The sequence below is a fragment of the Paenibacillus sp. J22R160 genome (genome assembly GCF_059692135.1).
Window position 1 is genome coordinate 619,765 of record NZ_JCAUAU010000003.1, and the last position, 22,657, is coordinate 642,421.

Annotated in this window: 23 protein-coding genes; 6 read left to right on the top strand and 17 right to left on the bottom strand. The window is 47.3% G+C overall.

Annotation, left to right across the window (positions count from 1 at the left end; all coding sequences use genetic code 11):
* Nucleotides 1–49 precede the first annotated feature (49 nt).
* From AC58UW_RS09830 to AC58UW_RS09845, 4 genes are all read right to left on the bottom strand, one after another.
* Nucleotides 50–838 carry an SDR family oxidoreductase gene (locus AC58UW_RS09830; RefSeq protein ID WP_497420486.1) on the bottom strand — a complete coding sequence of 263 codons (789 nt, stop codon included), beginning with the start codon at nucleotides 836–838 and terminating at the stop codon, nucleotides 50–52.
* A gap of 7 nt (nucleotides 839–845) precedes the next feature.
* Complete coding sequence (locus AC58UW_RS09835; RefSeq protein ID WP_497420487.1) at nucleotides 846–1,556, bottom strand: Cthe_2314 family HEPN domain-containing protein; 711 nt, start codon at nucleotides 1,554–1,556, stop codon at nucleotides 846–848.
* 154 nt (nucleotides 1,557–1,710) lie between these two features.
* Complete coding sequence (locus AC58UW_RS09840; protein WP_497420488.1) at nucleotides 1,711–2,610, bottom strand: COX15/CtaA family protein; 900 nt, start codon at nucleotides 2,608–2,610, stop codon at nucleotides 1,711–1,713.
* Nucleotides 2,611–2,848: 238 nt separating this feature from the next.
* Nucleotides 2,849–3,193: a thioredoxin family protein gene (locus AC58UW_RS09845; RefSeq protein WP_497420489.1), complete on the bottom strand. Its 345-nt coding sequence runs from the start codon at nucleotides 3,191–3,193 to the stop codon at nucleotides 2,849–2,851.
* A gap of 186 nt (nucleotides 3,194–3,379) precedes the next feature.
* Here AC58UW_RS09845 and AC58UW_RS09850 point away from each other — a divergent pair, with 186 nt between their 5' ends.
* From AC58UW_RS09850 to AC58UW_RS09860, 3 genes are all read left to right on the top strand, one after another.
* A complete protein-coding gene (locus AC58UW_RS09850; RefSeq protein WP_497420490.1) occupies nucleotides 3,380–4,219 on the top strand; it encodes an SPFH domain-containing protein in 840 nt (279 codons plus the stop codon).
* 12 nt (nucleotides 4,220–4,231) lie between these two features.
* Entirely contained in the window at nucleotides 4,232–4,420 is a 189-nt protein-coding gene (locus AC58UW_RS09855) for a type II toxin-antitoxin system antitoxin (protein ID WP_497420491.1), read from the top strand.
* A 244-nt stretch (nucleotides 4,421–4,664) separates the two neighbouring features.
* Nucleotides 4,665–5,840 carry a DUF2515 family protein gene (locus AC58UW_RS09860; protein ID WP_497420492.1) on the top strand — a complete coding sequence of 392 codons (1,176 nt, stop codon included), beginning with the start codon at nucleotides 4,665–4,667 and terminating at the stop codon, nucleotides 5,838–5,840.
* Here the strand turns inward: AC58UW_RS09860 and AC58UW_RS09865 are convergent.
* The 5 genes from AC58UW_RS09865 to AC58UW_RS09885 form a co-directional block, all read right to left on the bottom strand.
* Nucleotides 5,821–7,512: a putative polysaccharide biosynthesis protein gene (locus AC58UW_RS09865; protein ID WP_497420493.1), complete on the bottom strand. Its 1,692-nt coding sequence runs from the start codon at nucleotides 7,510–7,512 to the stop codon at nucleotides 5,821–5,823. The two genes, AC58UW_RS09860 and AC58UW_RS09865, sit on opposite strands and share 20 nt — an antisense overlap.
* Nucleotides 7,513–7,559: 47 nt before the next feature.
* Complete coding sequence (locus tag AC58UW_RS09870) at nucleotides 7,560–8,039, bottom strand: DUF456 domain-containing protein (protein ID WP_497420494.1); 480 nt, start codon at nucleotides 8,037–8,039, stop codon at nucleotides 7,560–7,562.
* 47 nt (nucleotides 8,040–8,086) lie between these two features.
* Complete coding sequence (locus tag AC58UW_RS09875; protein ID WP_497420495.1) at nucleotides 8,087–8,824, bottom strand: Cof-type HAD-IIB family hydrolase; 738 nt, start codon at nucleotides 8,822–8,824, stop codon at nucleotides 8,087–8,089.
* 42 nt (nucleotides 8,825–8,866) lie between these two features.
* Nucleotides 8,867–10,741 (bottom strand): asparagine synthase (glutamine-hydrolyzing), encoded by a 1,875-nt coding sequence (asnB, locus tag AC58UW_RS09880; RefSeq protein ID WP_497420496.1) that lies wholly within the window; start codon nucleotides 10,739–10,741, stop codon nucleotides 8,867–8,869.
* A 276-nt stretch (nucleotides 10,742–11,017) separates the two neighbouring features.
* On the bottom strand, nucleotides 11,018–11,299 hold the full coding sequence (locus AC58UW_RS09885) for a helix-turn-helix transcriptional regulator (protein ID WP_497420497.1): 282 nt from the start codon (nucleotides 11,297–11,299) through the stop codon (nucleotides 11,018–11,020).
* Between AC58UW_RS09885 and AC58UW_RS09890 the strand changes: the two genes are divergently transcribed.
* Complete coding sequence (locus AC58UW_RS09890; protein ID WP_497420498.1) at nucleotides 11,289–11,390, top strand: hypothetical protein; 102 nt, start codon at nucleotides 11,289–11,291, stop codon at nucleotides 11,388–11,390. The genes AC58UW_RS09885 and AC58UW_RS09890 overlap by 11 nt on opposite strands.
* A gap of 93 nt (nucleotides 11,391–11,483) precedes the next feature.
* Here AC58UW_RS09890 and AC58UW_RS09895 read toward each other — a convergent pair whose 3' ends face one another.
* From AC58UW_RS09895 to AC58UW_RS09920, 6 genes are all read right to left on the bottom strand, one after another.
* Entirely contained in the window at nucleotides 11,484–13,550 is a 2,067-nt protein-coding gene (locus AC58UW_RS09895; protein WP_497420499.1) for a peptidoglycan D,D-transpeptidase FtsI family protein, read from the bottom strand.
* 170 nt (nucleotides 13,551–13,720) lie between these two features.
* Entirely contained in the window at nucleotides 13,721–15,799 is a 2,079-nt protein-coding gene (locus AC58UW_RS09900) for a peptidoglycan D,D-transpeptidase FtsI family protein (RefSeq protein ID WP_497420500.1), read from the bottom strand.
* A 17-nt stretch (nucleotides 15,800–15,816) separates the two neighbouring features.
* A complete protein-coding gene (locus AC58UW_RS09905) occupies nucleotides 15,817–16,542 on the bottom strand; it encodes an HAD-IA family hydrolase (RefSeq protein WP_497420501.1) in 726 nt (241 codons plus the stop codon).
* Nucleotides 16,543–16,679: 137 nt separating this feature from the next.
* Nucleotides 16,680–17,825 (bottom strand): transglutaminase domain-containing protein, encoded by a 1,146-nt coding sequence (locus tag AC58UW_RS09910; protein ID WP_497420502.1) that lies wholly within the window; start codon nucleotides 17,823–17,825, stop codon nucleotides 16,680–16,682.
* Nucleotides 17,826–17,854: 29 nt separating this feature from the next.
* Complete coding sequence (locus AC58UW_RS09915; RefSeq protein ID WP_497420503.1) at nucleotides 17,855–18,286, bottom strand: hypothetical protein; 432 nt, start codon at nucleotides 18,284–18,286, stop codon at nucleotides 17,855–17,857.
* A gap of 55 nt (nucleotides 18,287–18,341) precedes the next feature.
* Nucleotides 18,342–18,509, bottom strand: a complete 168-nt coding sequence (locus tag AC58UW_RS09920; RefSeq protein ID WP_497420504.1) for a hypothetical protein — start codon at nucleotides 18,507–18,509, stop codon at nucleotides 18,342–18,344.
* Nucleotides 18,510–18,604: 95 nt separating this feature from the next.
* On the opposite strand from AC58UW_RS09920, the gene AC58UW_RS09925 reads away from it, so the two are divergent.
* Together AC58UW_RS09925 and AC58UW_RS09930 are read left to right on the top strand one after the other, a co-directional pair.
* Entirely contained in the window at nucleotides 18,605–19,771 is a 1,167-nt protein-coding gene (locus AC58UW_RS09925; protein ID WP_497420505.1) for an MFS transporter, read from the top strand.
* A gap of 168 nt (nucleotides 19,772–19,939) precedes the next feature.
* Nucleotides 19,940–20,293: a toprim domain-containing protein gene (locus AC58UW_RS09930; RefSeq protein ID WP_497420506.1), complete on the top strand. Its 354-nt coding sequence runs from the start codon at nucleotides 19,940–19,942 to the stop codon at nucleotides 20,291–20,293.
* Nucleotides 20,294–20,307: 14 nt separating this feature from the next.
* Here the strand turns inward: AC58UW_RS09930 and AC58UW_RS09935 are convergent, their stop codons facing one another.
* Nucleotides 20,308–20,940: an SCO family protein gene (locus tag AC58UW_RS09935; RefSeq protein WP_497420507.1), complete on the bottom strand. Its 633-nt coding sequence runs from the start codon at nucleotides 20,938–20,940 to the stop codon at nucleotides 20,308–20,310.
* Nucleotides 20,941–20,960: 20 nt separating this feature from the next.
* Nucleotides 20,961–21,911, bottom strand: a complete 951-nt coding sequence (gene cyoE / locus AC58UW_RS09940; RefSeq protein WP_497420632.1) for a heme o synthase — start codon at nucleotides 21,909–21,911, stop codon at nucleotides 20,961–20,963.
* Nucleotides 21,912–22,657 lie beyond the last annotated feature (746 nt).

Below are 22,657 nucleotides of genomic sequence, written 5' to 3' on the forward strand. Positions count from 1 at the left end.
CTATATCATAAGAAAGAGCTTACCTCTAGGGTAAGCTCTTTTTGTTAGGCTATTTGCGCTGATTAAGTACCGGCAGTGGCTGAATCGGGTCCAGCCCTCCAGATATATCCATGATGTTGCCTGTGATGAAATCAGAGGCCGGCAAGCATAAGAATTCGATGACTCTAGCCACATCCTCACCAGTCCCGGGTCTGCCTACCGGCGTTTCGCCATCGACCTCCAGGCGGGCCTCCTGCATCGTTCGTTCTTTATTTTTACCTCGAATGTCGCCTGGGCAAATCATATTCACGGTAATTCCGTGGCTGGCTTCTTCTTCGGCCAATGTCTTCGTGAAGGAGACCAAGCCAACCTTCGCTGCCGCGTATACGGCGCGATGTGTCCAGCCTCTGGCTTCAGCTGCTTTTCCAAATCCAAAATGGATAATCCGCCCCCACCGCTTCTCCCTCATCATCGGCAAAACCAAGTGATCAAGCTCCATAACGCCAAGCAAATTGCCACGCATTAAATATTCAATTTCATCGACACCATAGTCAGCAAAGAATCGCCGCTCACGGAAAAAAGGTCCTGCATTATTCACCAAAATATCAATTGGACCAAGCTGCGACGCTGTTTGTTCCACCATGCGTGTAATGTCTTCCCGTTTAGCGACATCGCCTTGGACGGCAATGCTGCGAACTCCAAGATCTTGTAAGTGATGGACAAGCTCAGCGGCTTCCCTCTCACTATTCACATAATTGACAGCCACCTGGCAGCCTTGTCTAGCCATGGTGATCGCAGTCATTTTGCCGAGTCCTTTGGCGCTGCCTGTAATAAGAACCGTTCGGCCTCTTAATTCCATGGTCCTCTTACCCCTTTGCAATACTAGCCGTAATATAAGAGAATGCTATAGTTAAGGTTCGGCAAACCATGTCAAATCCCTGCTGAAGATCGGCCACATTCGACTTTACATTTTCGACATGAATCCGATCCCCAGGATAAGGTTCCTTTTGCATGAGATCATCCAGCATTTCGGCATTAATATAGTGAATCTCCATATTGCGTTGATTGCGCAGTCGATCGAGCGGTGATTTATATTCCATCTTGAGCGTATACAGCTGAACTTCGAGCGCGCCGTGAATTTTCTTCTCATGCATCCGGCGCAATACCGTAAAGTACGAATACCGGGTCTTCAGCACCTCTGTTTTCAGCTCAAATAAATCATTCATGAATGTACCTAATTTGTCCAAAATGGAAAAGAGCCGAATAAATGCATTTTTGAAAAAATAGACGAAAAGGCGATAGGCTTCCATCTCTTGCGCATTCATATCCTCAAGGAAAAGTTTATCGATATGCTCAGCGTAACGCTCACAGCAGTATTTGCTCTGCTCAAGCTCGTCCAGTGCATCAATGAACCCTTTACTCCAGATCGCTTGCCGGTGGTACTTGGGGTAGTCTGAGGCCGTATGGTGACCTTCCTTCGATTCCAGATGCTTGATAAACAATCTTACGGCATTGCCGGCTTCCAGCAGAAGCCCGCTGTCTACCCGTTTGTGTTCATGGAACAATACTCGCAGCATGGGTACACCCCCTTTTTAGTAAGCTTTACGTATGAACGACAATAGAAGTAAGTATAGGCATAAATAAAAAGAAATAGCCCTCTCTATAAATAAGAAGGCCTCTTCTCCCGCAAAACCGCTCCGTCATCTTGCCAAGAGCCAGCCCGTCCGGGCCTTATGCTTTGCGATCATATAGCGTAAGTACACATAAATAACATAGAAATCCAAACATACAGGAAACGATTACCGCATGCACCATGCCAGTCAACAAATAGGCGAGTTCATTCCCCATTGACCAAGTGACAACAGCTCCGCTGATAACTTGAAGGGAAACTAGGATTAGTGCCCATTTGCTGCCAAACCGCAATTTGTCTGAGCTCTGGTAATGACGCTTTGCTTGTAAGTAAAGAAACAGAATGCATAGAAACAGCAGCAAAGCCGCTATCCGATGAGTAAAAACAATGCCAGTCGCGCCACTAAGCTCAGGGATGACTTCTCCGTTGCACAACGGCCAACCTGAACATCCGCCTGATGATACCGTATGACGGACAAAAGCACCCAAATAAACAACAATATAGCTGTAGATCGCTGTTATCCATACGATCGCCTTAAAGGAACTGCGAATAGCTGTATCTCTTTGAAATTGGCCCCAAGGTGTAAACACAAGCGCAAGCAGCAAGGAAAACGCATACGCAAGCAAGGATAAGCCAAAATGAAGCGCCAGTACGAGTGAAGATTGCGGCCAAACGACGGCGAGTGCGCCCATTACAGCTTGTACCAACGTCATAACTACGGTTCCAGTGATGAAGTATTTCGCATCTTTCCGTTTAACATAACGAAACACAAGAAGGAATGTGGCAATCAGGATTAGCGTCACGATACCGACGACCAGTCGATGACTGTATTCGATAAACGATGATATCGTATGCGCCGGAACGAATTTCCCATGACATAGCGGCCACTCGTCTCCGCAGCCTCTGCCTGCGTCAGCCTTTGTAACCAAGGCGCCCATTGCGAGAATGAGAAACATGCCTATGGCGGACAAATTCGCTAGCCTTTGAATCAGTTTTTGCATGATTGCACCTACTTTTACGTCGTGACTTCTGTGGAACTTGCCCTAATTAAATTTGTTCGTTTTCAATTATATCTTTAAAAAGTTGGCAAATCCATTCGCAATTGTTACAAAGCTCCGAAACCGCGGTTGTTCGACTAAACTCGTGGCGAAGTTGTGATTTTCACGCGGTTTGAGTAGAGCTGTACTGGTTGCCACACGTAAAAAAACGGCTCTGAATTGAGCCGTTTTCTCCTTCTGTTTATGGGGTAAGAGCGCCAGACACCTCGAGCGCCCGATCCAGGAACTGCTCAATTTCTTCGCGTGTTTTGCGTAATTTGCTGACGAAACGTACAAGCTCTTTGCCATCACGGAAAGCGATAAAGCTGGGAATACCGAGAATGTTCAAATGCTCACACAAATCCGGCACCTCGTCGCGATCCAGTTCAACGAAAGTAATCCGCCCCGCATAAGCCTCTTCTACGGCTGGCATGAATGGCTCAATAAAGTGGCAGTCTTTGCACCAAGTAGCTTTAAATACGGCGACCGTCAATCCGGGTTGGGAGATTTGTTCTTGAAAAACTTGTTCATTAGAAATTTTCAACATCATGAGCACCTCACTGTTAGGAATTTATTAACTTATAGCATGCCCCAAAATAGGTGTCAAGATTTACGAATGACATCATCTTCCCTGTCAAATACATTTACATTATTAGTAAAAAGTGATATCATAAAAATATCAAAACAATATTTAAATGAAATTGCTACTCCAACTTGAAAGGGTGTTGCTTGCATGAATGAAAAACAAGCTTGGTCAATTAACGGATTTCTTGGCATTTTGTTATTTATTATTGGTGGAGGATTAGGGGTTTTACTCCTTACACAGGAAAGAATCTTGCCAGGCATCATTTTAATCATACTTGGCATTATCTTTGTTTCGACGATTACAGCCGTTCAGCCGAATGAAGCTTCCGTTGTTACTTTCTTCGGCAGTTACTTAGGGACGATTCGGAAGAGCGGCTTGTGGCTCATTGTTCCATTTTCAAGCAGAAAGAAAATTTCCTTACGGGTTCGCAATTTTAACAGCGTCAAGCTGAAAGTCAACGATATCGAGGGTAATCCAATCGAAATCGCCGCCGTCGTCGTGTTCAAGGTGGTCGATACGTATAAAGCGCTCTTTGATGTAGACAGCTATGAGAAGTTCGTCGAAATTCAAAGTGAAACCGCGCTTCGTCATGTAGCAAGTAAGTATCCTTACGACCGTTTCGATAGTGAGGGCTATTCCCTCCGTGGGAATGCCGATGAAGTAGCCGCTGAGCTAAGCCTTGAACTTCAACAGCGCCTTTCCGTTGCAGGCGTTGAGGTCATGGAGTCTCGCCTCACTCACCTTGCTTACTCAACGGAAATCGCAAGCGCAATGCTCCAGCGTCAGCAAGCTTCAGCCATTTTATCCGCCCGTCAAACGATCGTAGACGGAGCAGTCGGCATGGTTCAGATGGCCATCTCCCGCCTCGAAGCCGAAGGTTTGCATTTGGACGAAGAGAGGAAGGCGGCCATGATCAACAATTTGCTAGTAGCCATTGTATCTGACCGCTCAGCAAGTCCGGTCATTAATACCGGCTCGCTTTACTAAACGGGCACCGCTATGGCTCCTAAAAAAAACTTCGCGCTCCGACTCGATCCCAAGCTCTATGAAGCTTTGGAGCGCTGGGCGGAGGATGAGTTCCGGAGCGTCAACAGCCATATTGAGTATTTGCTTCGAGAAGCGATGCAGCGCGCAGGGCGGTTGCCTCGGCCAAACGTAAGTCAGCCCCCTCCCGAGGAATCGGACTGAATGCTGTGTAACACAAAAACATCCCTACTAGCCTAGGCTAGAGGGATGTTTTTCTGTCTTACACAACAACCGTAATTGTAGGTGCAGAAATCGGAGACAAAATTATGACAGTAATTGGATATTATTATCAGGTGCTTCCCCATTTATGGGAAATGTCAGCCCTAAACAGGTAATTTACTCACATACCTGCTAGTAAATGGGCCAACAATAAGGAGATGACGCAGGTAATATCGAGGAGGTCATTATGAGGTTAACAAGTTTGGACATCATCCCTTTGTCAAAAAATATCGCAGGAAGATTAGAAAAGGGCCTCATCCAACAAGTAGAGCTTCTTCGAGGCGGTGTTCAGCCTTTCCCTCTGACATCGGAGGAAGCATGCCTCGTGGAGGAGATTAGGGGACGTACCCAGAAGGAGAACCGGAATAACATAACGCGCACAATGGCCTATTGGGCTTGTTACCAAGCGTATCCTGAGCTTCACTGGGCTCTGCTTGCGCACATGGTCTCCCGCAACGGCGGCTGGAACATGACCGACCTGCAAGGCGAGCTGCTGCCGCACCTCATTGACAGTGATCAAGCGGAGCACCTGTTTGCTTTTCTGGAGCGCGCGAACGGTCTTATTTTTCAAGATGCTTATCCGCAATTGTTGCTCTACGAGGAAAGCAAGAAGCGCGATACGAATCTGTTTCACTTGCTTCCCCATTTGGATATTTCCAGGTGGATGGTCCCTGTTTGGCATGAATTTTGGACAGACCCCGACTCCGCTGCGCTGACAATTTCTCTTATTGTGAATGAACAAAACTATATCGAACCACGTATTGTCCAAAAAGGACAGTTCCAACAAACCGTGCTAAACAAGACACTTTTCAAAGCCCAAGGATGGCTGCAAATGAATCGAATTGGTTTCCCCTATTGGTCCCATTCCACCACCGAAACCGGTAGCCCCCAGCCTCGTTTAGCTGGACTCATTCTCGAGAATTTTGCCAACTTAGCTGAACGCATAGCCCTTGGGAAAGACCTCTACGCTCTTCTATTCGGGGTGCCTGAAGTGCTGCAGGGCGTACTCCGCTTCGCCGCATCTACGCCTCATACAGGTTCGCGCGCGGACTATTGGCCCCACTTATTTACCCCTATACAAAAAGCCCCCCCTGATAATCCCTATCAGGAGAGGCTGGATGGCTGCTTCCTTAAGAAAGGAAGCTCGCCTTTGTATAGTCCTACACTTGAGACTGTTTGGCCGGATAGGCCGCTAGTGCCCGTGGAACCAGGCGACTGGTTTCAAGAGGTCGAGACGCCCTTGGGGTATATGCGCCCTATCGCAATACCGCAGACCATTGATCTAACCCACGCCATGAGCGAAGGACTAAATAGCATTGAGCTTGCCATACTTGCTGCGCAGGCTATGAACGTCGTCCGATAAGACGACTTGCTTTGCCAATCAGCTTCTGAACAGGCGCCGGGAAATTCTTGACATCGTCCTTCGTAACCACTCGCGTCACCATTAGCATCAACGGATATAAAGCAGCCGTGAAGCCGCAAACGAGTATAGCGTTAATTCCTTCATTGATCCTGTACAAGCTAGTTGGTTGTACGTACGTATGGGTCAACCACTCAGCCGCGATACCTAATCCTGCAATGACCACAATCGAAATCATTAAGCCAATGAAGCGCCGTCCAAGAATGGTGAAGCTCACATCTTTGCGCAGCGTGCGCAAATTGAGCCATGACATGGCGATGAAGCAAAGTCCTGTGGAGCCGATAATGCCATAGATGCCGAACCATGGAGCAAGCAAAAAGCTGCCTGCCAGCTTAACCGCGATACCAACGGCCACATGCAGCATCAGCGGTTTCATACGGCCCATGCCCATCAATACGGCACCGGAGGTCTGCATGACAATTTGGAACATAGCGCCTAAAGTTAACAAGGAGATCATGTAGGGCCCATGACTCATACCATAGGCTGTATCCTCATGTCCAAACATGAAGAAATCGAGCGGACGCGCAGCAATCGCAATCACAAGCACCGCTGGCAGGCCCGATAGAATAGACAACTGCAGCACTCTGGTTGTTTGGTGCCCTACCTGTTTCATATCTTTGCGGGAGTAAGCCGCTGAGATGATTGGCACGACAGATTGACTGAGCGCAATCGCCAAGATAATCGGGATACCCGCCAGAGATTGCGCACGGCCCCCGATAATACCGACCAACCCTAGCGCCTCGCTGCTGCCAATTGTCCCCTCCAAGAGGGGAATAATGATCGATGTATCGATTGCATAGACCAACGTAACCGTCACCGAGAAGATGACGATCGGAATCGAAAGCTTCAGCAGGCTGCGGTAAATCTCGCTATACTTTGCCGGCGCTGTTGCTGGTGCCGAGGAGTGTCCTGCTGCGGTTTCCTTAGCCGCGGCATGAGATACATTCTCTTTCAGCCTTTGAGCGTCCCTGCGTTTGAGCTTCATCGCAAAATAGAGCATGACAGCTAGCGCAGCAATTCCTCCCATGACTCCGCCGAATGATGCACCTGCTACACCCCAGGCCAAGCTGATGTTTAATAGAATAAAGGCAAGACCAATCGAGGTGACCAGTCTGAAAATTTGTTCCACAACTTGCGATACCCCGTTAGGCATCATGTTCTGTCTGCCTTGGAAATAGCCGCGCATAATCGCAATTAGCGGGAAGAACAGCATGGCCGGCGCGATAGCGCGAGTTGCCAGCGTAGCGTCGGGTCCGCCGCGTGAAATTTGTTCCGCATAAATCGGTGCGAATACATATAACAGTAGAGTCATGAGCGCACCAGCAACGATAGCAAATAAAATGGCTGCGCGATAGATTCGCTCTGCCTCGGCAGGTCGTCCGATTGCGTACTTCTCTGATACCATTTTGCTTAACGCGCTGGGAATCCCTGCCGTTGCTACAACAAGAAGAATAGAGTACAGATTAAAAGCAATCGAATAGCTGCCCATTCCACCCTCATGCAGCAGGTGAACCAGCGGAATACGCTGGAAAACGCCGAGAAACCGCGCTACAAGCGCGGCTACGGTGAGAATGAGCGTCCCTTTTACAAGAGAATCTTTGGTTTCCTTCGTCAAATGTGTTCCTACTCTCTAATCCCGTATTCAAACAACATCCTGTTCAATTAAAAAACCCAAATGAAGAAGAGAACAATCATCGCCAGCTGCAGCACAATTTTGACAGCACTGCTGGCAAAGAAACCGATCACGGAGCCAATCCCCGCGGTGATCGCATTCTGCCATTTGGTGCCGATGATGATTTCACCAATCACAGCACCTAAGAAAGGTCCTATGATTAATCCGAAGGCCGGAATGACGAAAGGTCCAATAATAAGGCCAATGGTACTCCCAATCACAGCCGCCTTCGAACCTCCGAATTTCTTGACTCCCATTGCACTCACTGCGTAATCGGCAACCATAATAATGATGACAATCAGGGTTTGCGTGGTCCAGAACACCCAGCCGAACGGCTCAAAGCTGATCAGCCAGCCATATAGGAAGAACGCTGCATATATCGCTAAAACACCAGGCAGCACTGGATAAACCGCGCCTACCATACCTACGACAAACAAAAGAATAACCAAGCTCCAGGCTAACGTGATCATGGACTCATCTCCGTCCGTTATTGTACTGGCTAAAAGCCTTATGGCTTTTACAACATATACGCATGAATGATTTTGGCAACCGCACTTTCTTCGTTCGTAACCGTCGTAACATCCGCAATCAGTTTGACTTCATCCTGCGCATTGCCCATCGCTACACCAAGACCGGCTTCACGAATCATCGTGATATCATTCTGGCTGTCCCCCATCGCAATGACTTCCGACATCTGAATCCCGAGCAGCTGACAAACAGTCTCCACGCCAGTCGCTTTACTAATCCCAAGCGGATTTAATTCAATATTCGAGGGATGAGAGTTGGTGATTTCAAGTGTTCCCCAGCTCTCTACAACATCGCGAATACGCTGCAACTTCTCCGCGTTTTCCGTGAAGAAGCCGAACTTCAGCCATTCGTCATTCGGGATGTCCAGGCCTTCGCGTTCACGGTTGAAGACTCCCCCTTCGACAGAGTAAGCCCACCACCAGCAGTCATGCTCCTCAGCTAATGCATGCAACCGGCTCACGGTTTCCACAGGAAGCAGTGTCCGCCGAAGCAATTTATTCGGCGACTCCCATACTTCACCGCCATTCACCATAACCATAGGAGTAGACAATCCCAGCTCTTGAATGTAAGGCATGGCGCTTATGGCCCCGCGACCTGTCGACATGATGACTATTTTGCCAGCTTCCGTCGCTTGTCGAATTGCGGATTGATTTTCCGGAGATATCTTCTTCTCCTCATCCAATAAGGTACCGTCCATATCGAGGGCTATTAACTTATAAAGTCCCACGTTCCCCATCTCCTGTCTATGCAGTTGTCGTCGTTCATAGACCTAGTAAGCAGCGAGCACTTTCTTAGGCAGCTCTTCCATAAAAGTCATATGCCAGAGGGCAAAAATATAGATCGTCCAAATTCGGCGCGCATAATCGCCTTGACCGCTCCGGTGCTTCTGAAGCATCCGTTCTACCGTGTTCATGTTAATGTAATCTTCAATTCCGCTGGCTTTGATCTGCTCCAGCAGCACATCACCCATCGAACCTTGGACCCATTGGCGCAAAGGTACGGGGAAGCCCAGCTTCGGACGATTCAGAATCGGATCCGGGATAATGCCTTCCATCGCTTTACGGAATATATATTTGGTCGTTCCATTCGCAATTCGATATTTCGCCGGGATGCGGCGTGCCACCTCGAACAGCTCCTTATCTAGAAAAGGAACACGAAGTTCAAGTGAATGCGCCATTGTCATCTTGTCGGCTTTCATAAGGATATCGCCGGGCATCCACAGATTCATGTCGATATACTGCATGCGGCTGACCGGGTCGAGATGTTTGGTCTTGTTATAGTAATCCCCAGCGATCTGCACCGGATTCTTATAAGCCCGCAGCATCTCATGATCGAGGCGCAGCACTTCCGCTTTCATATCCTCCGTGAAAATCTTCGCGTTACCAAGGAAGCGCTCCTCGAGCGGCGTCGTGCCGCGCAATACATAATTGCGCCCCTTCACGCTGCTTGGCAGCATCCGGGCGAAGCGGTTCAGCATGCGCTTGATCGAATGCGGCAGCTGATCAATCGGCCGCAAGGATTGCGGCTCGCGATAGATGCGATAGCCGCCGAACAGCTCGTCCGCGCCTTCGCCGGACAGCACGACCGTCACGTGCTCGCGCGCAAGCTGCGCCACATGGTAGAGGGCAATGGCCGAAGGATCGGCGACAGGCTCGTCCTGGTGCCAGATCGCCTTCGGCATCGTACTGAAGAAGTCATCCTTCGTGATGACTTTATCGTAGTGCTCTGTGCCGAGCGCCGCAGCCGTCTGGGCCGCGATCGGCGTCTCGTTGTTGGCGCCTTCGAAGCCAACGGAGAATGTGCGGATCGGTTCAATGTTCCGCATATGGGTGGCGATGGCCGTGGAGTCGATCCCACTGGACAAGAAGCATCCCCGCTCCACATCACTGACCATGTGGTGCTTGACGGAGTCCTTCAGCGTTTCGCGAATTTGCTCCACATAATAGTCAAAAGGGCGTTCCTCCGGCTCGAACATCGGATCCCAATACTTATGTATCGTCATATCACCATCGTAGGTTACTTTTACATAGTGGCCTGGCGGCAGTTTGTGGATGCCGTGGAACATCGTGTTCGGCTCTGGCACATATTGAAAGGTCAGATAGTTCAGCAAGCTGTCCGTATGGATCAACCGGTTCATGCCATCCGCAGCAAGCAAGCTCTTAATTTCAGAGCCGAACAAAAACTGGCGGTCGTTGACATGATAATAAAACGGCTTAATGCCGAAATGGTCTCTCGCTCCGAACAGCTGCTTCTTTTTCTTGTCCCAGATAACGAACCCGAACATGCCGCGCAAATGCTTGACGCATTCCTCTCCAAACTCCTCATAAAGGTGAACAATAACCTCCGTATCACTATGCGTGCGGAATTGATGGCCGCGTTCCTGCAGCATTCCGCGTAATTCTTTGTAATTATAAATTTCTCCGTTAAAAATGATCCACACGGAATCATCCTCGTTAGCTAGTGGCTGATGCCCCTCTTGAATATCAATAATGGACAACCGGCGAAAGCCAAGACCAATCCGATTATCCGTCCAAAAACCGGAATCGTTCGGTCCGCGATGTACAATCACATCCGTCATTTGCTGCAGCATGGAAACTGTTGGTTCTCTATCTTCAAAATACATCACGCCTGTAATACCACACATGGTGAAACTCACTCCTCCGTACCATTCATCAAACTATCTCTCGTGACTACCGATACATTAGTATACCATATCCGTCCGCCATACTGGAAATAGGATGAAAGTACGCATTCAGCTGTCTATCATAGAAAAATGAAGGTAATGATCAGTCTTTTTAATGAAGCTGTAAATCGTGTCCTTTTCATGCTGTCCCCCGCCTTTCTTTTCTCTGTGCACAAAAGTTTACCTCGCGCAACTTTTTGGGTGCAGAAGGGTTTTCCTCCTTACATCAACATATGCTTAGGTATGAAGAACGGTTCCACCTCGTATATATTGCTTCCGGTAGGCGAGCGGTGAGAGACCTATTTTGGCACGAAAACAGTTCGAAAAGCAAGCCGCATGATGGAAGCCCGCCTCCTCAGAGATGCGCTCAATAGACCACTGCGTTTTGAGCAGCAGCAGCTTGGATTGTTCGATTCGATAGGCGAGCAAATATTCTAATGGCGTGCAGCCATAAACACTTTTCATACAGCGACTCAAGTAATTCGGATGAAAATGGAACTCATCGTCGTTGGGCGCCAACGGCTGGGTCGCCTTCCAGGCAGTTCCCTATTTCCAATGGGGAAATCGCGGAGTTGGTGAGATGGCGGTGTGGATTCGGGTACGTCAATAAATGCGTGAGGAGAGAGGCTGCTGACTGAAGCGGCCTCTCTCTTTGTGCTTGCTCGTGCGGTTGATGGGAGCTATGTTCCGCTATTTCGCCAGACTACCAAGGCCGCTTCCCTCCGCCAAGCTTCGTCAAAATGCCGTCGTTGGCAGCGTCGTAAGCTTGAAAGATCTTAGCCGCAATCGGAGATGCCCCATAGCGCCCAAAGCCTCCTTCCGGCACAACAACCGCGACAGCAAGCTTCGGATTCTCAACCGGCGCAAAGGCGATGAACACCGCATTTTCAACCGAGCCTCCCGATACGCTTTGAGTGGAAGTTCCTGTTTTGCGCGCCACGTTAAACGGCAATTCCTCGATTCCTTCTGCCCCGCTTTTCATCCCGTGGATGATGGTGTTCCAATCCTCTTGGGCAAACTCTGCGGAGGAGTCCTCCAGTACTTCAGGCTCTATTTTTCTAACCAATTGGCCCTGGTAGTCGCGAATTTCATCTACGAACAACGGCTTCATCCGCTTCCCTCGACTAGCCAAAGTAGCTGTGTACTGAGCAAGCTGCAGTGTTGTCGTTTTCTCATTTTGTCCCCATGATGCGTAGACCATCGCCGATTGATAACTGTCTTTTACAGCATTTTTGATAAAATCATTAGATCCCGCAAGCTCACCCGGTAGACCGCTCCCTGTTTTGATCCCCATTCCGAATTTCGTCATGTATTCTGCCCATTTGGCAGTCACAGCGGGATTCTCCCTGCCGTATTTGGCCCAGAAAGGAATACCGACTTTTTCAGACATGAACGTGTTAGAGGAATGTTCAATCGCCCCGGCAGCATCCATCGCCCCATAAGCTGCTTTCCCCGAATTGGTGATGGTGCTATTGCCTCCTTTGCCAAAGCTAAACGATCCCGTATCGTAATAAATAGTGCCATTGCCGCTGAAAAATTTCTCTTTAAGCCCTATCAACACGGACATAGGCTTGATCGTCGACCCCATGAACACTATTGATGATGGATGTTTCGCATTTTCTTTTTCATCTGGATACTTAGCTTTAGCCGTTCGAATGCTGCCATTGGGAATAAAGGTTTCGATCTCTTTATAGACGCTTGCCGACATACCGCCAGTCCACGCATTAGCATCATAATCTGGATAGTTCGCCATCGTAACTACCCGTCCCGTATCCACTTCTATAGCAACTGCAAACCCGGAAGCCGCCTGCATCCCAAGACTCAAATACATATCATTGGCATGAGATGGGCTGCGCAAGTAACGAATATGCTCCTCCAGCATACGTTCTGTCGCTTTTTGGATATCTTTATGAATTGTCAAATATACATTATTTCCTTTAACTGGCGCCGTGACTTCGGCTCTCCCAATGATTTTGTTAACGGCGTCAACAGGGTAGGTCTTACTGCCGTTTCTGCCACGCAGCTCATCCTGATACATGCGCTCAATGCCATCGAACCCCACATTTTCCGAGCTCAAATATTCCTGGACCATCGGGCTGTCTTTGTAGATTTCTTTGGCTGTCGGTGAAGTAAAAGAGTTCGTATACCCCACTAAGTGCGTAGCAATTGTAGTATTGCCGTCATCATCCATTTCATAGGTGCGAATGCTTTCCTCCGTTACGTCTAACCATTTAAATTCATCTCTATGCTCTAAAATATAAGCGATTTCATCGCTGGACAAGTCCGCCTTTATTCTTCGCGGGACCCAGTAATAACTCGGCTTTTTGATTTCCTTCTTATGGTAATCATAGCCAATATCCATGGCTAGAATGATTTCCTCCGGGGTCGGACTTTTCGAGTTTGGTTTGGCATACTTGTCGAAAACATCGACTTTAAGCCGATCTGCTATAGCAATTAAGTCATCTAACTTTTGAACGCTGGGATCAATTCGAAAAAATAAGGATTGCATTGGAATGGTATACGCAAGCGGGGATTTCGAAGAGTCATAGATGTTGCCGCGGATAGGAGCAATTTGGATCGTTTGTGTGCCATTTCTGTTCTCTGCGGCTTTATGTATGTTGGTTTGAACAAACTGCAGCATGGCCAACCGCACGATCAGTATGGAAAATAATACAAAAGTCACAAAGAAAAAAAGATTGATCCGCAGTGAAAAATGCTTCTTTTGAGCCAGCTCTTTTTTCTTCGGATCATCCGCAATCGGCGATTTCATCCCTGTAAAACCCCCTTCTGTGTCTGGATGTATCCTGAAACAGACGAAGCGGACCCTTAATAAGTTCACTAAAATTTGGAAAACTTGGCTTATTACTAAGACAAGCTTATAAAAAAACCTTCAGACCCACTTATGAAGTGGATTTGAAGGTTTTTTACTCTTTACTGCTTCTACCAAGGCCTTTTGCCGCCGCCAAGTTTGGTCAATATACCTTCGTTGGCTGCATCGTAAGCCTGAAAAATTTTGGCCGCAATCGGGGATGCGCCGTAGCGGCCATAGCCGCCTTCAGGCACGACGACCGCGATGGCTAGCTTCGGATTCTCAACCGGCGCGAAGGCGATGAACACGGCGTTGTCGATGGTTCCGCCTGCGACGGCTTGCGTCGAAGTCCCTGTCTTCCGAGCCACGTTATAGGGGAGCTCGTCAATGCCTTCCGCGCCACTTTTCATCCCATGGATGATGGTGTTCCAGTCACCTTTGGCGAACATTGCGCTCGAATCTTCCAGCACTTCAGGCTCCACTTTTTTGACTAGTTCACCTTCAAAGCTTCGAATCTCATCTACGAACAACGGCTTCATCCGTTTGCCGCGGCTGCCTAGTGTTGCGGCGAACTGCGCGAGCTGCAGCGTTGTTGTTTTCTCGTTCTGCCCCCATGAGGCATAGACCATGGCAGACTGATAACTGTCTTTTTTGGCGTTCTTGGTAAAGTCATTCGAGCCTGCAATTTCACTTGGCAGACCGCTTCCCGTTTTGACACCTATTCCGAACTTCGCTAAATATTCCGCCCATTTGTCGGTTACTGCGGGATTTTCACCGCCGTATTTTGAATAAAACGGAATCCCGACTTTGGCCGACATGTACGTATTAGAAGAGTGTTCGATGGAGCTGGAAGCATCCAAGTTTCCATAAGCCGTTCTCCCTGAATTGGAAATCGAACTTGACGCATTCGCCTTACCGAACGTGAAAGTACCCGAATCGTAATAATATTGATTGGAAGGTGTAATCAATTTCTCAGTTAAACCAATCAGAACCGACAACGGTTTGATTGTCGAACCCATGAAGACGATCGAAGACGGATGTTTCGGACGCTCCTTGTCTGTGTATTTCGGATACGCTGTAGTAATCGAACCATTAGCAATATAGGAGCCAACTTCATCCAATGTTGCTTGCGAGATTCCGCCTGTCCATTCATTGGAATTGTAGTCAGGGTAATTAGCCATCGTCACGATGCGCCCCGTGTCTACTTCCATAGCAACCGCATAACCGGCCTGCGCATTCGCCCCATATTTAATAAAGGCATCATTCCGCGCATAGGGTGTATGTAGAAAAGCAATCTGATCGGCGATCGCCTTTTCAGCCGTTTTCTGAATATCTTTATTGATGGACAGATACAAATTGTTCCCTTTCGTCGGCTTCGTTACTGTTGCGCGACCGATAATTTTCATGGCGGCATTAACGGGGTAAATTTTATACCCGTTTTTCCCGCGAAGCTCGTCCTGATACATTCGCTCGATGCCATCGAAGCCGACATTTTCGGTATCGAGATATTCCTTGCTGTTTTCATTATCTTGGTACATATCCTTGGCTTTTTCTGTCGAGTAGCTCTTGAGGTAGCCAATTAATTGCGGAGCGATCGTTGACGGCATTCCATCATTGTCCATATCGTCCATTTCGTAAGTACGAATGCTTTCTTCTGTAACTTCCAGCCACTTGAATTCATCCCGGTGCTCTAATAAATAAGCGATCTCTTCTTTGGATAAATCTGTTTTGATTTTACGCGGAACCCAGTAATAACTTGGATCCTTCACTTTATTTTTATTGATATCATAGCCTAAATCCATGGCGAGCACGATTTCCGCGGGCTCCAGCTTCTTGGAATCCGGCTTGCCGTATTTATCAAAAACGTCTGTTTTAAGCTTATTCGCCATGCGAATGACTTCATCTTTATCCTGCTGGGACGGCTCGATCCGGAAAAATAAGGACTGCACCGGGATGGTATAGGCAAGAGGTGATTTCGTTGAATCATAAATGTTGCCGCGGATGGGAGCAATTTTATTCGTCTGATTCGTATTCGTATTCTCTGCTGCCTTCAAATCTTTGGCTTGAACGAATTGTAAAATGGCCAAACGCACGATAAGTACGGAAAATAATAAGAACGTTATAAAGAAAAAGATATTGATCCGAAACGAAAAATGCCGCTTCTTGGTGATTTCTCTTTTCTTTGGATCATCCATTATGGATGGTTTCATCACACTCAGATCCTTTCTTACACAATAGCTTGCTGATCATCAAAAAGCTCAAGCAGGGATCGGATACCCTCCCCGGTATAGTAGTCGTAACGGATAATGCGAACCGCATCGATGCCGACTTGACTCGGCGCCCAAATGTCGTTCGTTTCGTGATCGCCGATATAGAGGACATCCTTGGCCGCTACACCTGCGCGCTCTAAGGCAAGTTGGAAAATAGCCGGATCCGGCTTCTCAAGACCAACCTCTGTCGACACGAGCACAGGATCAAAATAGTGCAGAATCCCTTTATCCTCTAAAATAGCTTTCAGCGTTGGTGCAAAATTGCTAATAATCCCTATTCTAAAGCCCTGGGCTTGAAGGCGTTCGAGAAAAGGCTTAACATCATCAAACAATTCATAATACTCAGGAGCGGTATAGATCTCGTATAACTCGTGGCAACATTCGTAAATCTCTTCCTCTGTCCATTCCTCATGAATGCCTAGTTTATGTAGCACATATTTATATAGGTTGACCCAGAATTCACGATCTGACTCTGGCGAACACACAATGAAGTTATCTTGCTTATCCACATAATAAAATAGACGAAAAGCCTCTGTAAACAGTTCACTGATATGAGCCTCATCCCGCTCTACAGAGCGTAATTGCAGGTACTGCTTCAAAATCGTTTGGGCTGCAGGAATCGTTAACAGCGTGTCTCCGGCATCTAAGTAAATCATTGGATATTCCTGAATGGATTTAGACATACAAACTCCTTCATATTCTCAAAAATTGCACCCTATTAGTTTACCACATTTACGAAAGGATGAGAAAAACCACAAAAAAGCCTCCCCCGGATCTCCGTGAGAAGGCATTTTACTTCCTTTATTAACCTTAAACCTGATTAAACATCTCTAATATGCGTTTGGTCAAAGTTTGGCGGATTGAACCAGTTCCCCCCACTAGCTACCCAAGTGGAATCCAACGGTACCCAGATCTTGGACTCTTTGAGGTACACTTCGTTCCAAGCGTGAGGCCCATAGCTGCCCTGCCCATCATATCCAAGGCCTGTTACGACCTTAACATCCAGACCTACGGCTCTAGCCATTTGGGCGTATAGTCTTGAATAATCGATACACACTCCTTCACGGGTGTTGAACGTATCCTCCGGTGTCTGTTCCTTCCAAATGCGCTGTTCTTCGTACAGCTTCACTTTATCCCAATCGTACTCGATCCGGCTGCCCACCCATTTGTACAGCAGCTTCGCCTTCTCTTCGTCCGTCGATCCACTGGCGGTTACCTCTTTGGCCGCATCTACGATGTTGCCAGGGACCTTCGCATCCAGAACTTCATATTTACGTTGTAAAATGTTCGTGAATTCCTGCTCCACCGCCCGGGTAAACACCGGCACCTTATCAGCAATGAAATCTCCAGTGAAGGGGGAAATGACTTCCTTCGCCCCTTTTTGATACATCTGAGAGGACTCGATATAAGGGGTCACCATGGAATGTGGGAATAAAGTCACATAGATGAACAAAACGGCAATGAGTATAAGCGCTCGCGCAAAACCGGCTACAGAGCCGATAGCTCCCCCAGAAACCGAGGAAATCAATGAATTGCTGCGTTCCCGATAAGGGTCGCGATGCGCCAACCAATGACCGATTAATGGGTCAATCAGCAGGTTCAGGAGCTGCTTCACAATCATATAGCCGAGCAGAAACAATACGCCGAAACGAAGCAGCGGGAAATCTCGAATGCTAGTTAAAGCTGTATAGTAGGCTTGCTTAAGAGCACTAATCTCTACGGATGGCACTTGCAAATTCTGACCTTTCAGCCAGGTTTGAATCAAAGGCGAAACGAGTTGCACACCCTTCCACGCAATGAACATGGACACAATGACGACGATCGCTTCCACGAGCATGGACAGAAGATGTTTCGCAGACCCAGACCCGCCTCGGAAAAACCCTTGAAGGACAGAGCCCGCGAAAGTGAGCACAATTACAATGGATATGAAGTTAATTGAATTGGCTTTGAACCAGGTAATATCCATGACTGCTACCATCCTTACTCCTATTTCTACTAGCCAGCGTTTTTCCTCGCTTGCTCAATGAAAGCATTCACTGCGGCATTCGCGCTCATTTTGAAAGTTTTGCCAAGAAAAGTAACCTGTACTTCATCCGTTCCTGCTTTGCCTTCCACTTTCAGACTCTTCGTCGAAACGATGAAGGACCCGTCAGGATTGGCCTTGAATTGTGCCTCTTTCGCTTCCGCAGTCAACGTGCTGATTGCTTTGTCTTTGACCTCATCGCCAACCTGGGTTACCACGCTTGTCCCAATATCCTTTATTTTATCCTTATAACTTGCTCCATAAACGATGAGCGCACCGACAACTACAAGGACAACAATCCATTTAATGACCGTTTTCACAATCCCAATAACAATAAATAAAATAATAATAGCGGCAACTAGTAAATACCAACGATCCTGTGCAAATGAAATCCACTGATCCAAAAAGAACCCCTCCTGTTTATCTAAAAGTCCATCCCTATCATACTACAGGGAATCCTTAGTCTTCATCCCTTTTTTTCTTTAACAACGCTAGTTTTCGTTGAATTTCATCCATTTGATCGGCTTTGCCTCTCGTTTTGCGAAAGGACTGCCGGAGCCGGAATACTAGAAAAACAGCGACACAAGCAAGTAAAAGAATCACATAAGCATCCATCGTTTCCTCCATCAGAATTGTGTCAATTATACGGAAAGGTCATATCCATCGGACGAGCAGCGTACATCTTAAGAAGAGACAAGTCTAATCAAGGTGGTGAGCAGCACATGCGAACAGCCCTTTGGCTGTACTTATTTATGTTTGTGGCTTTTTTTGATTTGCACGCACAGTACCCGATTCTTTCTCCATTCGCCTTATCCTTAGGGGCCGCACCTTCCTTTATAGGGCTAATCATGGGCGTATACTCAATCACGCACTTACCGGGCAATCTCATTGCTGGCTATGGCGTGGACAAATACGGCAGCAAATTTTTCATTGTCTTTAGCCTGATTGTAGCAGGGATCATCTTACTTTTTCAATCTAATGTAAAAGATCCATGGCACCTGCTCTACATTCGTTCGATAAGCGGATTTGTGCTCGCCTTCTTATCTCCTGCCTGCTTATCCCTGCTGGCTCGTATCGCCAAAGACCGCATTCAACAGAGTAAGCTGATGGCGGGGAACGGTCTGATTCACACGTTAGCTTCCGTGGTTTCCCCTGCGGCAGGAGCAATTCTGGTTGCCAAAATCGGTTTTACAACTGCTTTTTCCGTGTTAGGCTGGATTCTGATTATAACGGGATTTCTAGCTATCTTTGGCGTCAAAGAAAAACAGCTGTTGGCCCAATCCGCTGGCAAACTACAAGTCTTGGATCATCATGGCCACGGGATGCCAAATGAGGAATCCGACTTGCCTGCCGGCGTGTCGGTCCCTTGGCTATTTTTCCTCATTCCAATGGCGCTTTCCTGTTCTCAGGGCATTTTATTCTTTGAGCTGCCGCTTATGAAATCTGCACGAGAATCTATTCTCACCTCCGGCGTATTTTTCACACTGATCAGCTTAGGCGCTCTGCTAAGTATCTCGTTCTGGTTCCTTAATAAAGTATCGCCATTTATCCGAACCATCTGCGGAAGCTTGTCGTTAGCGGTTGTTTTCTTCGGCTTAGCCATCCAGTGGCCCATCCCTCTGCCTGTTTCCCTCTTCCTGATCGGAATGGCCAAAGGTGTCATCTATCCCGCTTTAGCAGCCCTGCTTGCCAGTATCACCAGCAGCAATCGTTATGGCCGTGTCTTTTCTTTGCTCTCGATTTCTTATTCCGTTGGCGCCTTTATCGGTCCTATGCTGGCTGGGCAGCTTCGCGACCATATTTCCTCTTATTTCATCGCCTTTTTCATCCTCATGCTCGCCCTTTCACTTTTACCTTTGCGTACGTTTAAATCACCTGTTACGACATAGCACTACTAGTTCCTGGCGGCTTGAGATGCTCAAGCCGTCTTTGTGCTGTCAATCTCTGTCATTTCCCGGGAAATGGCAGTGCATTATTTGAGCAAACGTCGAATGGAATCCTTGGATCACTTACAGAAACGGGTTATACTACAAAAAATACCTGATGGAGGATAGCCCATGTCGATCACAATCATTGTAGAAGGCAAAAACGACAAAAGCCGCTTAAAACGCGTCGTTGATGATAGCGTCCAGATTCTCTGCACCTTCGGAACACCTAGCTCGCAAACCTTGGAGGAACTTAGAAAAAAAGCCGGAGACAAACAAGTTTATTTGTTTACTGATAATGATTCATCCGGAAAAAGGATACGCTTTCTGCTGCGGGATACCTTCCCGGACGCTGAGCAAATTTATACGCGCAGAGGGTATGCCGGTGTCGAAGGAACGCCTGAGGAATACCTTATTCAGCAATTAGAAAAAGCAGGTCTGGAGGAGTATATTATCTACCCTTCACCAGATCCTGCTTTTAAATAGTTTATGTAGTTCACTTATTTCTCTTTGGACAAGGTCACCACATCTTTGACAATATGGTCGGCATCCAGTTCCGGATTGCTCGCATCATAATAATTCCGCAATTTCCCTTTTTTATCAACAAGTAAAATAGCGTTGGAGTGAGAGAAGTTTCCGTCCTTCTCCTTAATGACCATGATGCCGAAATCCTCGGCAAGCTTGTGGATCTTCGCTTCTTCACCACGGAGGAACATCCACCCGCTTGGATCAGGCTTGGATTCAAACTTGTTTCCGAACTCCTTGAGAACAGCCGGGGTATCCCGATTTGGATCAACGGTGATAGAAATCATTTCGGATTTCGTACCGAACAGTTCTTTTTTCTTCAAAGCATCCTGCACTTGTGTCAGCAAGAAGGTTGTTGGCATACAAACGTCAGGGCAAAAAGAATAGAAGAAATATACGAGTCTTACTTTGCCATCCGTATCAGCGGAAGTAACTGTCTTCCCATCCAAGTCTTGCAGTTGAAAAGATGGAGACTGCTTCATCGCCGTTAAGCGTTGATCCGGTTCACTGCTGTTTACCCAAAGCTTATAAGCAAAAGAAGCAATCATTGCAATCAAGATAGCGCCTAGCGCCAGCTTGAACCAATTTTTTTCAAAAAATGTACTCATCTTCGTCATCCGTCCTTCATTTAACTAATCTTCACCGTATCAATGACCATGAGGATCGATAAAAGTGTTAGATACATTATTGAGAAAAGAAACATCCGTTTCGCCCATACGACTTCAGCCTCACCGGTTGCTTTGAACCCCTTCACGCTCATGAACACCCAGATTAATCCGAGAATCGTAGAGCCGATCAAAAAGAGGTAACCTACATATCCGTAAGCAGTCAACATAACGGTAACCGGGACAAGCAGAACGACATAACGAACCATCGAAATCTTAGTAACGTAAGATCCTTTGACGACTGGTAAAAGCGGGAATCCCGCAGCGCGATATTCTTCCATGCGGCGGATGCCCAGCGCCCAGAAATGCGGCGGCTGCCATAGGAACAAGAAAAGGAACACCAAGATAGCTCCCAAATCAACCGTACCGCTAACCGCACAGTAACCGATGACTGGTGGCGTTGCACCAGAGAATGCGCCTACAAATGTACTCCAGACTGAGGTTCTTTTGAACCATGCCGTATAGAGCCATACATACAAGAATAATCCAATTAACCCGATCAACGTTGCTAGCGGGGAATCTGCTCCAAAGTAGAGGACTCCTAATCCGATCGTTCCCAGAATAATGCCATACCATAGAACTACATTGGGTCCGAGTCTTCCACTAGGCAGCGCTCTGTTCTGCGTCCGTTCCATTTTGGCATCCATTTCACGGTCCAGGTAATTGTTCAGCACCGTACCACCGGCCATGACAAGAGCTGTTCCGAGCATTGTAAAAAATAAATGGGCCCAACTTACGTCCCAGCGTGCGGCCATCCAATATCCGGCGAAAGCCGTCATTAAATTTGAATAAATAATCCCTGGCTTTACTAAGCGATAAAAATCTTTTAACGTCACAGGCTCTGCAGATGTTGACTTATTGGCTGCATCTATGGCTTCGTTCCTAGCGGAACCTTGTGTCGAATCGTTAGAAATGCTTTCGTAGCTAGCTTGATTTTCCACATCATTGCCCTCCTCTATATCGAACTTCCGAGCTAATTCATTTATGATCTCATTTATCATACCAACCCCTACACGGTTTGACAATGAAGTGGAGGCAGTTGTCATGATATTGTCGATTCTCCTTCCAGTATGCGTGGAAAATAAACTTACCATTCTCTCCCAATGCAAAAAAGGACCGCATTCGCGGTCAGACCACGCTATTATGTTGTCTAGAATGCAACGTAAGCCTTCGACTTCAACTTCGACCTGTTGCTCAGACGTCCCTTCGTCACTTCATCCCGTCGCACCATTTATCACTCAACACCAAGTTGCGACTGCAACAGCATCTATGTTGTACATTGTGCAACCATTAGGCTGTATTGGGCCTCAGCACGCCACTATATTGTACTTAATACAACGATTTATGCGCTAAATCGCTTACATCAAGCCTCTTTGCAACAAATGGTTGTATTTTGTGCAACGGAAGACCGTATTCATGGTCAGACCACGCTATTACGTTGTATAAAATGCAACGTAAGCCTTCGACTTCGACTTTTCCGCTCAGTTGCCCCTTCGTGACCTCATCAGCAATCATCACTTAAACTATAACGGGAAATAGTACCGCTAATTTGTTCATTTCTGCTGCTCTCGAGCCATTAGATGGAAATTATCCTGCTATTTCCTCAAGTTTCGTCAGAAATGAGGCGAATCAACTGAAAGAACTGCACAAGCTCCCGTTA

What these genes read in the sequence shown, in the direction of transcription:
- AC58UW_RS09870 (WP_497420494.1), bottom strand. Translation starts at nt 8,039, where the DNA reads ATGATCACGTTAGCCTGGAGCTTGGTTATTCTTTTGTTTGTCGTAGGT.
- AC58UW_RS09835 (WP_497420487.1), bottom strand. Translation starts at nt 1,556, where the DNA reads ATGCTGCGAGTATTGTTCCATGAACACAAACGGGTAGACAGCGGGCTT.
- AC58UW_RS09930 (WP_497420506.1), top strand. Translation starts at nt 19,940, where the DNA reads ATGTCGATCACAATCATTGTAGAAGGCAAAAACGACAAAAGCCGCTTA.
- AC58UW_RS09840 (WP_497420488.1), bottom strand. Translation starts at nt 2,610, where the DNA reads ATGCAAAAACTGATTCAAAGGCTAGCGAATTTGTCCGCCATAGGCATG.
- AC58UW_RS09830 (WP_497420486.1), bottom strand. Translation starts at nt 838, where the DNA reads ATGGAATTAAGAGGCCGAACGGTTCTTATTACAGGCAGCGCCAAAGGA.
- AC58UW_RS09855 (WP_497420491.1), top strand. Translation starts at nt 4,232, where the DNA reads ATGGCTCCTAAAAAAAACTTCGCGCTCCGACTCGATCCCAAGCTCTAT.
- AC58UW_RS09860 (WP_497420492.1), top strand. Translation starts at nt 4,665, where the DNA reads ATGAGGTTAACAAGTTTGGACATCATCCCTTTGTCAAAAAATATCGCA.
- AC58UW_RS09925 (WP_497420505.1), top strand. Translation starts at nt 18,605, where the DNA reads ATGCGAACAGCCCTTTGGCTGTACTTATTTATGTTTGTGGCTTTTTTT.
- asnB (WP_497420496.1), bottom strand. Translation starts at nt 10,741, where the DNA reads ATGTGTGGTATTACAGGCGTGATGTATTTTGAAGATAGAGAACCAACA.
- AC58UW_RS09920 (WP_497420504.1), bottom strand. Translation starts at nt 18,509, where the DNA reads ATGGAGGAAACGATGGATGCTTATGTGATTCTTTTACTTGCTTGTGTC.
- AC58UW_RS09845 (WP_497420489.1), bottom strand. Translation starts at nt 3,193, where the DNA reads ATGTTGAAAATTTCTAATGAACAAGTTTTTCAAGAACAAATCTCCCAA.
- AC58UW_RS09850 (WP_497420490.1), top strand. Translation starts at nt 3,380, where the DNA reads ATGAATGAAAAACAAGCTTGGTCAATTAACGGATTTCTTGGCATTTTG.
- AC58UW_RS09900 (WP_497420500.1), bottom strand. Translation starts at nt 15,799, where the DNA reads ATGAAACCATCCATAATGGATGATCCAAAGAAAAGAGAAATCACCAAG.
- AC58UW_RS09910 (WP_497420502.1), bottom strand. Translation starts at nt 17,825, where the DNA reads ATGGATATTACCTGGTTCAAAGCCAATTCAATTAACTTCATATCCATT.
- AC58UW_RS09905 (WP_497420501.1), bottom strand. Translation starts at nt 16,542, where the DNA reads ATGTCTAAATCCATTCAGGAATATCCAATGATTTACTTAGATGCCGGA.
- AC58UW_RS09935 (WP_497420507.1), bottom strand. Translation starts at nt 20,940, where the DNA reads ATGAGTACATTTTTTGAAAAAAATTGGTTCAAGCTGGCGCTAGGCGCT.
- AC58UW_RS09895 (WP_497420499.1), bottom strand. Translation starts at nt 13,550, where the DNA reads ATGAAATCGCCGATTGCGGATGATCCGAAGAAAAAAGAGCTGGCTCAA.